At 32.6% G+C, this 12,511-nt stretch carries 8 protein-coding genes and 1 tRNA gene; 1 reads left to right on the top strand and 8 read right to left on the bottom strand.

The features are described 5' to 3' along the window. Nucleotides 1-10: 10 nt before the first annotated feature. The 5 genes from AAGD29_RS09465 to acnA form a co-directional block, all read right to left on the bottom strand. Nucleotides 11-733, bottom strand: a complete 723-nt coding sequence (locus AAGD29_RS09465; protein ID WP_341757944.1) for a hypothetical protein — start codon at nt 731-733, stop codon at nt 11-13. Nucleotides 734-735: 2 nt separating this feature from the next. Beyond that, nucleotides 736-1,674 carry a DNA cytosine methyltransferase gene (locus AAGD29_RS09460; RefSeq protein ID WP_341757943.1) on the bottom strand — a complete coding sequence of 313 codons (939 nt, stop codon included), beginning with the start codon at nt 1,672-1,674 and terminating at the stop codon, nt 736-738. Between the two features lie 480 nt (nt 1,675-2,154). Beyond that, nucleotides 2,155-3,606, bottom strand: coding sequence for an IS4 family transposase (locus AAGD29_RS09455; protein ID WP_341757292.1), 1,452 nt, complete (start codon nt 3,604-3,606; stop codon nt 2,155-2,157). Nucleotides 3,607-4,074: 468 nt separating this feature from the next. Continuing rightward, the gene (gene queF / locus AAGD29_RS09450; RefSeq protein ID WP_341757942.1) at nt 4,075-4,905 is read right to left on the bottom strand and encodes an NADPH-dependent 7-cyano-7-deazaguanine reductase QueF; all 831 of its coding nucleotides are present in this window, start codon (nt 4,903-4,905) and stop codon (nt 4,075-4,077) included. A 481-nt stretch (nt 4,906-5,386) separates the two neighbouring features. After that, nucleotides 5,387-8,038 (bottom strand): aconitate hydratase AcnA, encoded by a 2,652-nt coding sequence (gene acnA, locus AAGD29_RS09445; protein WP_341757941.1) that lies wholly within the window; start codon nt 8,036-8,038, stop codon nt 5,387-5,389. Between the two features lie 147 nt (nt 8,039-8,185). Here acnA and ccmA point away from each other — a divergent pair, with 147 nt between their 5' ends. Continuing rightward, on the top strand, nt 8,186-8,788 hold the full coding sequence (ccmA, locus tag AAGD29_RS09440) for a heme ABC exporter ATP-binding protein CcmA (RefSeq protein WP_341757940.1): 603 nt from the start codon (nt 8,186-8,188) through the stop codon (nt 8,786-8,788). On the opposite strand, the gene AAGD29_RS09435 is transcribed toward ccmA, so the two are convergent. From AAGD29_RS09435 to AAGD29_RS09425, 3 genes are all read right to left on the bottom strand, one after another. Beyond that, nucleotides 8,769-10,307 (bottom strand): NTP/NDP exchange transporter, encoded by a 1,539-nt coding sequence (locus AAGD29_RS09435; RefSeq protein WP_341757939.1) that lies wholly within the window; start codon nt 10,305-10,307, stop codon nt 8,769-8,771. The genes ccmA and AAGD29_RS09435 overlap by 20 nt on opposite strands. 615 nt (nt 10,308-10,922) lie before the next feature. Further along, entirely contained in the window at nt 10,923-11,813 is an 891-nt protein-coding gene (locus tag AAGD29_RS09430) for an IS982 family transposase (protein ID WP_341757938.1), read from the bottom strand. A 440-nt stretch (nt 11,814-12,253) separates the two neighbouring features. After that, a tRNA-Arg gene (locus AAGD29_RS09425) sits at nt 12,254-12,330 on the bottom strand. Nucleotides 12,331-12,511: the final 181 nt, after the last annotated feature.

The following is a 12,511-nucleotide window of genomic DNA, read 5'->3' as shown; positions in this document are numbered from 1 at the left end:
GGGATTTAATTTAGATAACGTAATTACCTAACTCATAATTTTTCATTTCTTTTATAAATTCATACATTCTCAATTGCAATTGAATGTTATTACCTGGGTGAGTTGGGTCGGTTTTTATTTTATGCGAACATAATTTACCATTCCCACCTTTTCTTTTAAAAGTTATCAAATTCCCAATAAGCAAATTACCACCTTTAGGTGTAAAAGATATGTCATATTTTAAATGTTTTAAAATATTTTTCATTGAATAAATATGCATGACACTTTCTTGTCTATCGTATAGTACTAATATTTCTCGAGCTTTCTTATAAGACATAGACCATTCCACTATATCTTTTACAATAGGTTTAAATATTAATAGTGCTTTCTCTTTTTCACTTTCTGGGAAAAAATCATACTTTGTAGCTCCTCTTTTGGCTTTTTCAACAAGTAGATTTTGCAACCACTTTAAGCAATCTAAATTAAATTTTTCGCAGAATTTTTCAGGTGTGGTTCTTGTTAGTTGATTTAAACCAGTCTTAAAAGCCTTTATATTGGCATCAATATTTCTCCCACAAGAAAATTCCATTTTTACATCTACTTTTTCATTATGTACTCCGCTACAAATCGCAGTTATGAAGTTTCCTTGTATTTTAAAGTTTTCTTGAATTTTTTGTATGATTTTTTTATGATCTCCTATGCTATTTTTAAACAGAACCTCAACATTTTTTCCTATATAAGCATTTCTATTCATAATTATGATATTCCAATTGAATCATAAATATTACTGATCATCTTTGGTATAACAGCATTGCCAAGCTGTTGATAACCTTTTATCCCTTCTATAACATGGTGATTTTTTGGGAATCCCATTAAGCTTTTACATTCATTAATTGATAATCGTCTAATTCTATTATTAATTAAATATAAGCCTGTTCTTGCACCTACTCCTCCACCAAAAGCGGAAAGAGTTACTGCATGTCCCAAAGGGCTATAGATTCTTTCTCCTTGACCACCTTTATTAACATAACCAATTCTTAGAGGTCTTAAATTTCTTTCAATTTCTTTATTGCCATCTATTACTATGTCATCTCTTTTAATATATAAACTATCATCAACTTTTTCTTCTAAAATATCATCTAAATAAACTCTTGCAAAAGTTTCTTTTGGCGGTAAATATTTAAATTTTAGATCATTATCGTAATCTTTACGTAAACAAACAAAATAAACCCTTTCTCTTGATTGAGGTATGCCAAAAAAAGAAGAATTTAGAATATGCCTATAAACTTTATAACCAATTTCATCCAATTTTATATCTATTGTTTTAATTACCGATCCATTATCAATATTAATTATGTTTTTGACGTTCTCAAGCAATAAAACATATGGTTTATGATATTGGGCGATTCTAATTATTTCATAAAATAATCTTCCGTTACTGCCTTTTAATCCCAATTGCTTACCAGAAATACTAAAAGGTTGACAAGGAAAACCTGCACATAAAATATCGTGTTTTGGTATTTTTTTTTCTGAGATTTCGTTTAAATCGCCATAAGGTCTTTCCCCGAAATTTTTTGCATAAGTTTCTTGAACGTCTTTATCTATATCTGAAGAAAAAACACACTCCATTCCTTTTCCTTCTAAAGCAATCCTAAATCCACCGATACCGCAAAACAAGTCTATAAATTTATACACATTATTCCTGTTTAAATAAGTTATGATATAGTTAATTCATTTAGATTTGATCAGGGCAATTTAAGATTCGCAACTAATAGTTGGTATAAATATAATCTTAACTATTGCCGATGTCATTCCTGCAAAAGCGGGAATGACATCACTTTTAGCTAAGATATAACATTAACATATAGCTAAGACCTTCTTGGGTTAGCTATATAGGGTGTTGGCAAAGTCATATAAATGCTATATAAAGCAAATTTTTAAGTAATTTTCTAGTTAAATTGCCAACAAAATAAGTAAAATTATATAATATATTCTCAAAATATGACGATAATTTTACTTTATTACTACTTTGCCAACACCCTCTAGTATCATTTGAGTATATATACTCTAGAATAGAAAATCAAGAATTACGTCGTCATTATCCAAGATTCTAGCGGTATACCTGATGAATTTCAAGAGTTGGCTAGGCGTACGAGTGGCGAGCGAACCTTACTATTACCCACAAATATTAGAGTTAGCTAATTGATAACCTTGAACTAGATCAAATAACCGTTGCCATCCTCTCCACAATACAATAGGACCAGGCTCTAGATCATTTTTTCTTGCTAAATACCCACCCAATTTAGCAACCCATATTATAGCATTTTTTATTGTAGGAATTGTATTATTAGGGGGAGCTGCTTTGTGTATCTTTACATACAAAACTCGCCATTCTTCTTCAGCTAATATTACACTACATGGTAGATTAGGATTAGTTCTGCCAATTAAAGTAATAAAAAAAATTCTCCAAGCAATTATGCTCATGATTGTCAAGTATTTTATTAATCTTTCTCCTGTTGCAAGTCTACATTGTTCAACCCTAAATCCAGATTTTAAAATTTTATGAAAAATTTCAATTCTCCATCTTAAACAATACCATCTTACTTTCTCTATAGCTTCTTCAAAATTATTGATAACTATATTGGTTAGTAACATCCATTCTAATGGTGTTGTTCCACTAGGGGGACGACGCTCAATAACATTGATGGCATATACTGGTAAATTTGGCAATGTTTCTGTTTTATGTCTTACATTGTTTACAGGAGGATTCATTATAAATTTTCCAAATCTAACTTCCAAATGTCTAATCCTATTAGCTTTATTTTCTTGACTAGTATCTTTAACTGCTATTTCTCCAGCACACTGGAAACCCGATACTACCTTCCACAAATATTGTCTATCTTTTTTGGAATATTTTGACTTTTTATTTATTTCTCTATCCTGTGCAGCTCTAACTAAAACTTTAGATTTCTGAGCTTGTGCCAATTCAAAAAAATCATATATATCAGCTTCTCTATCACAAACAGTTATAATTTGGGTATTACTATTATTCGTTGCATTAATAGTGTTCTGTAATGCATTAAGCCACTTCATACTTTCTTTATCTTTAATATGTACCGCATTACCATGACTAGTTTTTTTTAACTGTTGTATTTCTTCAGGCACTGCTGGTCTATTGTGAATCTTTTGATCCAACAACCCAAGTGCTAATCCATTGGTAGCAACCGCAAAGGCAGTATGCATTATCAGACCTTTACATTCAATATTTTTAACATTCTTTCCCTCTTTTCTTGATAACACACCCAATCCAGTAGTTTTTTTATGACTAGTATATGTGATATAACTAGTATCTTGTATAACAAGAACTTTATCATGCTCTTTGATTCTTTCTACTGCTTTAGCAATATGGGCTTCTAATATTTTTGATTCCTTAACATTATCGTTTTTAAAAAAACGATATGCTGCTTTTGTTTCTGCCCAATTTCCACATGCTTGATTAATTGAGCTTTCAGGTATATTTGCAAAATTATCAGCTATCTTTATTAACCTATTTGTCAGCCTTTTATCACCCAAAATAGCTCCACTAAATTCCTCGGTCAAATAATTATTTATTATTTCTTGACTCATACTATACCTCTACAATGTAATATTTTAATTGCAAATCAGTATATTATTTTTACTTCTTTTTCACCATTGTTATTTTGTGGGTAATAGTAAGCACCCCTGCGTAGACAGGGGGCTAAAATAACTTAACACAACCTAATCTTGGTCATTTTTCTAGATTCCGCACCGAAGCAGGAATGACATAAACCCTACGCAAGGAGAACATAAACACAACGATGTCACCCCTGCGTAGGCAGGGGGCTAAAATAACTTAACACAACCTAATCTTGGTCATTTTTCTAGATTCCGCACCGAAGCAGGAATGACATAAACCCTACGCAAGGAGAACATAAACACAACGATGTCACCCCTGCGAAAGCAGGGGTCTAAAAAAGTTGAATAGTCTTCTTGGCTATTTTTTTAGACCACGCTACTTTCGCAGGGGTGACATCGTTGTGAGTAACTACAACTGTAGTACTAACTACTTTAGCATTATTGACGAATATGCCTTATATTACTAAGTTTCGTAACATCTAAACTACAACTAGACCGTATAGGATTAATATCTATGCCACCACGTCTTGTATATCTTGCATAAACAGTTAATTGATCGGGAGTACAAAACTTATTAATATCACAAAAAATACGCTCAACACATTGTTCATGAAACTCATTATGATTACGAAATGATACAAAATATTTTAATAAAGAACTATGGTCAATTTTCTTGCCTCTATAACTAATTTGTACTGATGCCCAATCTGGCTGGTTAGTAACTAAACAATTCGATTTTAACAAATTAGAATATAGCACCTCATCTACTACTTGCGTATTGTCTTCAGACAATTTTGGTAAATTTTGGCTAGTCTCAAAACTAATAATTGTTACTTCCAACTTATCCAAATTTATGCCTGAAAAGGACTGCAGCTTTGTTCCCTCATATGATTCTAAATCTTTTATAGAAACAGTTACAGGTGCTTGAAATATTAGACTTAAGTCCTTTGCAATTAATTCTTTTACTTGGTCTCCACTGTCAAACTTAGTGTTATTAAAAGAATTTAAATAAAGCTTTAGTGATTTTGATTCTATAATATTAAGCGAATCGCTACCCACCACAAACTCCAATATTTTTACTTCAGGTTTACCACTTTGACTTAGCCAAGAAACTTCATAACAATTCCAAATGTCAAACCCATAGAAAGGCACACAACCTACTATCTGTAGTTGACTTCTTGCAAATTCACGACTGATTGGGTATAGTAAACTATTGTCATACAAATCTGCATATTTAATTTGCTTTCCAAGTACGGTTTCAAGAAACATTATTTTATCCAATAAGTCCTATAGTTTGGGTGCTCTGTATCATTCAACAAATATTTGAGGCCTATAGCGATCCTTAATATAAACCAAACAAACAAGCATGCGTACAGCACCGGACCAATTAGTATTATAGTGGTTATCATAGATATTATAATACCAATAAATCCTATGCAAAAAGTACGTAATATAAAAGTGTAATGGCTAGCTAAAAGTCCATCTTTAATATCCTTATTAATATATGCAAAAACTGCTCCAATAATAGGTAATAACGGTGCAACTACTCCACACAGAAATAATATATAAATTACTATAAGGTTTGTTTTTCCTGAATTTATATATTTCTTAATCTCCTTATCCATGTTCATCTCTTTAAAATTAGTGTATCTAGCGTCATTGCGAGACCACGCAGTGGTCGTGGCAATCCATTTCTAATCACTTTTATGGATTGCTTCGTCGCCACTAAAGTGACTCCTCGCAATGACAATTAGGTAAGTCTACTAAAATTCTTAACCACTAAGTGCATTATACTACCATGTTTTATATAGTCTATCTCATTATCTGTAAAAACTTGTAATATTACTTTGATAGTCTCAACTATACCACTTTTTCTCTTTATGATACAATTAAGTTGCTCATAAGGCGTTATTTCATTACTCAAGCCGGTAATGGTGACATACTCAGAACCATCAAGTTTTAAGTCATTTACAGTAGAAGAAGCAAGAGCAAGTGGTAAAACACCCATCCCAACTAGGTTTAACCTATGAATTCTTTCAAAACTTTCAGCAATTACTGCTTTTACTCCGAGTAAACTAGTACCTTTTGCTGCCCAGTCTCTTGATGAACCAGAGCCATATTCTTTACCTGCAAAAATTACTAAAGGCACAGAATGAGCTTTATAATCCATTGCAGCATCATAGATACTCTCTTGATTACCTAGTTGGTTTATAGTTACCCCTCCTTCAATTCCGGGACACATGGCATTTTTAATCCTATTATTGGCAAAAGTGCCTCGCATCATTACTTCATGATTGCCACGCCGTGATCCATAAGAGTTAAAATCGAGAGGTAGAATGCCCTGCTCAGTTAAATACTTAGCGGCAGGACTTGTTTTACTAATATTGCCGGCTGGAGATATATGATCAGTCGTAATAGAATCGCCAAAAATAGCTAATATTCTAGCAGATTCTATATCGTGCAAATTACTAGATATATGTTCAATACCTTCAAAATAAGGAGGATTGTTGATATAAGTACTATCTTTACTCCAATTATAAGTATCGGTTTTAGTTACCTTAATATCTTGCCACTCTTTATCACCTAAAAATACTTCACTATATTTGTCTTTGAACATTTTAGAGTTAATAGATTGATCTATTAACTCTTTTATCTCTTGGTGGGTTGGCCAAATATCCTTAAGATATATATCCTTACCATTATGACCTTTACCTATCACGTCAGTTTCAAGATCAATGTTCATAGTACCTGCTATGGCATAAGCAACGACTAAGGGAGGAGAAGCCAAATAACTAGCTATTGTCAAAGGGTGTACCCTTCCTTCAAAATTCCTGTTACCAGATAACACCGAAGCAACAACAAGATTGTTCCCGGCAATAGTCTCTTCTATTTCCTGCATAAACGGACCAGAATTGCCTATACAAGTAGTACAACCATAGCCGACAAGATTAAAACCTAAATTATTTAGGTACTGGTCAAGTCCACTTTTTTTCAGATATTCTGTTACTACTTTTGAACCAGGGGCTAACGAAGTTTTAACCCATGGTTTTTTAATAAGTCCAAGTTCTACTGCTTTCTTGGCAAGCAAGCCTGCCCCAATCATCACAGTAGGATTCGAAGTATTTGTACAGCTTGTGATTGCAGCTATTACGACATCACCATGACCTATACTATATTGTTCATCAACAGGGTACTTTTTATCAATATCAACATCACCTCTAGTTAGAGAAGGTAGTTCAGTTTTAAAATTACTAGCAGCATTTTTTAGGTTAACCCTATCTTGCGGACGTCTTGGACCAGCTAAGGAAGGTTCTAAAGTAGATAAATCCAACTCTAATATATCAGTATATTCTGGAGTAATTATTGGATCAAACCATAATGACTGTAGCTTGGCATATTGCTCTACTAGCTTTATTCTATTTTGATCTCTAGCTGTAAAATTAAGGTATTTTATAGTCTCATTATCAATTGGGAAGAACCCACAAGTAGCACCATACTCAGGAGCCATATTTGATATAGTCGCCCTATCTGCCAATGTAAGGCAGGAAAGTCCATCTCCATAAAATTCAACAAACTTGCCGACTACATTTCTCTTTCTTAGCATTTGGGTAACTGTTAGCACCAAATCTGTAGCAGTAATCATACCATTTAAAGAACCACTTAACTTAAAGCCAATTACCTCTGGTAAAATCATTGATAAAGGTTGACCGAGCATTGCCGCCTCAGCCTCAATTCCTCCAACTCCCCAACCAAGAACTGCTAAACCATTAATCATCGTAGTATGACTATCTGTGCCAACTAATGTATCCGGATAAGCAAAAGTTACACCTTCTTCTTGCTTAGTCCACACAACATTAGCTAAATATTCCAAATTAACTTGATGACAGATTCCTGTTCCTGGAGGTACTACTCTAAAATTATCAAATGCTTCTTGCCCCCATTTCAAAAATTCATAACGCTCTAGATTCCGTGCTACTTCCATTTTGACATTCTTAGCAAAAGCATCACTTGTTCCATAATAATCAACTTGTACAGAATGATCTATGACAAGGTCAACCGGGATCAGAGGATTAATCTTTAATGGATTACCCCCTAGTTTTTTTATAGCATCACGCATAGCAGCCAAATCAACAATAGCAGGAACTCCGGTAAAATCCTGCATTAGCACCCTAGCCGGCATAAACGGTATTTCAGCGTCGGATTTTCTAGCCTTAAGCCATTCTTTAAATAGTAATAAGTTTTCTTTATTACCAGTTAGACGAAGGACATTTTCAAATAATATCCTTAAGCTATAAGGTAGACGCTTTAACTCAAGATTAATATCACTTGCCGCTTTATTTATATCAAAAATTTTATAAAGATTATCTCCTATAAATATTTCTTTAAGATAATCAGGATTCATTCCCGTTCCTCCAAATTTTTTTAATCATTAGGGTTTCACTTTAAGTATACACTTAAAAATACCTACCACTAAGCCTTTCATTTAACTTAACTTGAAAAAATAAATATTTGAAGTAAATTATATAAAAACTTTCTTAGAATCGTATAAATGCTGTCATTTGAACAACTAACTCTTATTATAGACGAAAAAACTATCTTCTCTAATATTAGTGTGACTTTTTTACCATCCTCTATAGTTTATTTACAGGGAGCAAATGGTTGCGGGAAGACTTCACTACTTAGAATTGTAGCTAATATACAAAATCCAACAAGTGGTAATGTTTTGTATAGATCATTGAACTGTAAATATTTAAAGAAACCTTATTGTAATTATATTGGACATAATCTTGGATTAAAATCCCAAATAACTGTATTAGAGCATCTAAAATTTTGGTCTACAATTTATGATTCCCTTGAAACTTTAGAATCTTCGATATACTATTTCAAGTTACATAATATTTTGTATGAGAAATGTTACAAGCTGTCTGCTGGTAACCAAAAGAAAGTTGCCTTAGCAAAACTCATTGCTTGCCAGTCAAATTTATGGCTATTAGATGAAGTAGAAGCAAACCTAGATCAAGAAAACAAAGAATTACTATATAACTTGATTATTTCGAAAGCAAATAATGGTGGAGTTATTGTGGCTACTTCTCACTCCAATATAGATATTCAGTCAGCACAAATAATCAATCTTAAGGATTATAATTTTTAGACCTTAGTAAGTTTTTGTAATATCGATTTAAGACTTTTACACCCAAAATCCAAACTACACAAACAACAAGAAAAACAGCCATCAGAAAACCAGCTAGATCGTTATGTACAGTATTTGGGAAAATACTGAAAGAGACAAATTGAATAATTGCTCCAGAAGATTTTCCTATTTTGTATCCAAGTACATCTACTGCTGCCTTTCCCTTAGTTTTCATTTCATTATCAAGAGGTATATATACCATTTCTTTAGTAGAATCAAACAATGAATATTTTACGCTTTTCCCTAAAACATGCCACAAACCACCTACAAAAACAATGATCATTAATGGAGAAAGATAACTAAGACCAGTCATAATTGCCAATAAAGGTTTTTCTAGTACAACAAAGGTAAAAAACATCATACCTGATAACAGTGTTACGATAGGGGTGATCACTGCTCCCCAAAACCAACCACAAATCCTGACTAAACTACTACCTAGAAAAGAACAAATTAAAGTAAGTACTCCCGTCCAAAAAAACACCTCACCTTGATAAGATATAAAGGCTTGGATAGAGGGATATAATTGCTTGGTTTTGGACATCCATAATCCTTCAATTAGGTTGATTGTCATGGAATATGAAATCATTAATACACAAATAATTCCTAAATATTTAGATGTAAAAATTATTTTGCTGCTGTCAACTAACCCTAGTTTTAGTATATCGGTTCTTTTATTTTTGAATCTAATATTTTTAGTAGTTTCTATAATTTTCGATTCAACAAATCTATGCAAGATTAAACAAATTAGACCGGAAATTATAATGATTAGCATAAACGATTTAAGGAGAATTTCTGTTTTGTCACTAAGATGGGAAAATAGAGGTAACAAAAAATGTTCCCCTTTGGCAAAATATATAATTATACTGCCAGATATTAGTAAGTTAGTTTGACCAAATAAGGAAAAAAACGTATAAAATCTTGGAGCTTCTTCAATACTGGTAATCTTATTAGCAAGTTGCCAGTATAACAGTGTAAATACAATTACTGGCCACAACTCCCCCATTATATAAAATAACACAATACTCCATTTTCCCCAAATGATGATAAACCATTTTAAATGTGGAAGTACGGTAACATAATAGGCTATTACTTCAGGATCTGGATGAAAATATTCCCGGTATGGAAACAGCACAAAAGCAAATAATATGAAAAATCCCAAGAAAAAAGATACTACTATCCTAAACACTTGCTCAGTTGTCATAATATTACAAAGTTTGGAGTAAAGAATGACAAATAAGACACCCATAGGCATCTCACCCCAAAGTTTTATAAAGCTTAAAACTTCCGTACTAATTAATGTCACTACCAAACTATCTTTAATACTACGTACTAAATTCTGGTTAAGGAGAATACAAAACATTAGTAAAGCCATAGGTATAAACTTTACTAACTCGTTAGATCTAATAGGCCAAACAACGTGTCTAAATTTACTATTTCTAGCCCTATTCCACATATTGAAAGAAGAATTTACTGCATCCATTTAATACCCATACTCATTTCCAAGCAACCTAAACTATAAGAAAAACCATGTCAAGTGGTTTTATAATTTAATACAAGATCATCTTGTGTAAAATATATACTTCTCCTACTTCAAGAGTTGTGAAAACAACTCATTGAAGTAGGAAATTATTTAATAATGAGTGCAAAAGGTTCTATTTTTTTAATAATACAGATAAAATTCACTCTATAGCCCTGATGGAATTCGCTGGCTTACAAACTATATACTTATCAATTCGTCGGCTTCAACAGAACCCCAAGGTTGTTCAGTTTTTTTGTAAGATAAGGTTCGTCTTATTTACCATCAATATTATTATTCTTTTGCATATTCCGGGTTGGAATCTCTTACATATTCTTTATTTTTACCTATAATTGTATAGATCACTATTTATGCTAATTAATGATAGCAGCTCTGTGCTACACACTTTACTTTCCACATAATCATCTCCTGACTTAAGTACTGTAAATTGTAATGTAACCTCAGTTCGATATAAGAATTATTAATTCTTATATCGAATTGGCTTTGTTATAAGGAAAAATGCACTCTTGAAGCGGCTGACGCGAGTGCATTTTAACTTTTTTCATCATTCAATATACGTCAATTCGGGATAAGGTTATAATTTAGAGGGAAGTCGAGATTGCAATTTACAGAAGGTTTATTTTTCTTAAGAGAATAGGCAACTAGTGTAGAAAGTATATGAACAAAAGCATTTATAGGTGATCTGTGTCTAGTATGCTCAAGGTTCATTTTGTTCTTTAAATAATCAAAAACTGTTTCAATTAAATTACGTTTTCTTAGCATAATCTTCTCCTTTAAATCCATTAATTTATTTGGCATATTTTTCTTAATCCCATGCACCATTTTTAATCCTCTTTCATATAAACTGACGAATAAGTTTTGCTTAATATATCCTTTATCTGCATACATAACTCCAGTTAAACCATCTGTTAACTCAGGTACTGGAATCCTATCATCAACGTTTCCTTTAGCCATTTTTAATGCTATAAATTGTCCTTTTTCATTAATAATTAAGTGTAACTTGAACCCATAAAAATAACCCATCGATGATTTGCTATGTTTTGCTAGCCCCTTAAATATTTTATTACTATATCGCCTTTTATTATGGCAAGCCTTGATCGTCGTTGCATCAATAAAATAACTACCTGTTTCCTCGCCAAATAACAAAGGCATAAGAATATTAAGTGGGACAAACAATCTAGGCATTAACTCGACAAAACGGTTATAGCTCAATGCTTTTGGGAAATCACCTTTGTGGATATATTCTATACAAGTCTTATAAAAATATTTAAAGTTTTTAGCATAAGAAGTATGATACATTACCATGATTGTCATAATCTCGCTTAAACTCATATCACAACGGCGATTCCTTTGTTTTGCTGTTGGTAATAATTTCTTTTTTTCGTATTCATAGTAAATTTTACAAAAATCGTCTATAAAACTATATAATTCTGTGATATCTTTTTTCATGCCTGTGTTTATTTCTTTTTCCAAAAAAACATTTATCACAGGCATTAACTCCTTGCAACTCTTATATCTACACTATTCTTTCTTATCCCTTATCCCGAATTGACGTGACACGTGCGGATAAATTGACTGATTTATTTTTAGACGGTGATATTAGCAAGGAAGATCATGAAGAAAAACGTCAGAAATTAATACAAAAACGTGAAGATATCATAAGAGAAATAGAAAACCATAATTATGCTGATGATAAATTTTCAGAATGCTTGGTTAACCTAGTAGAACTGGCTTCCGGAGCGTTAGAAACCTTTAAAGGTTCGACTACGGAGGGAAAACGTAAATTGATAAATTTAGTATTTACGAACCTAAAATTAAAAGACGGAAAGCTAGACTTTATGCTACGTCCACCGTTTGACGCATTCGTAAAATGCACTGAAATCGGAGAATGGCGAAACCGGGGGGATTCGAACCTCCGACCTAGCGATTAGGAATCGCTCGCTCTATCCTGCTGAGCTACGGCTTCTTTTTTACTGCTTTTGAAGATTAATCATTAGACCTCTTGCATAATTCTACTTCTGCTGATAATTTGGGCGTCGGGGACTAGACTCAAATCCGTAACGGAACTAGAGTACGCTGCGGATCGAGATTCCGGCTCTCCTACAAATTCCTGAGCTAGAGCGAATTCTACAAGAGGTCTATTATAG

The organism is Candidatus Tisiphia endosymbiont of Ditula angustiorana, assembly GCF_964026425.1.
Classification (GTDB): Bacteria; Pseudomonadota; Alphaproteobacteria; order Rickettsiales; family Rickettsiaceae; genus Tisiphia.
The sequence above is the reverse complement of the archived record's forward strand: the minus strand, read 5'-3'. Positions and strand labels throughout refer to the sequence as shown.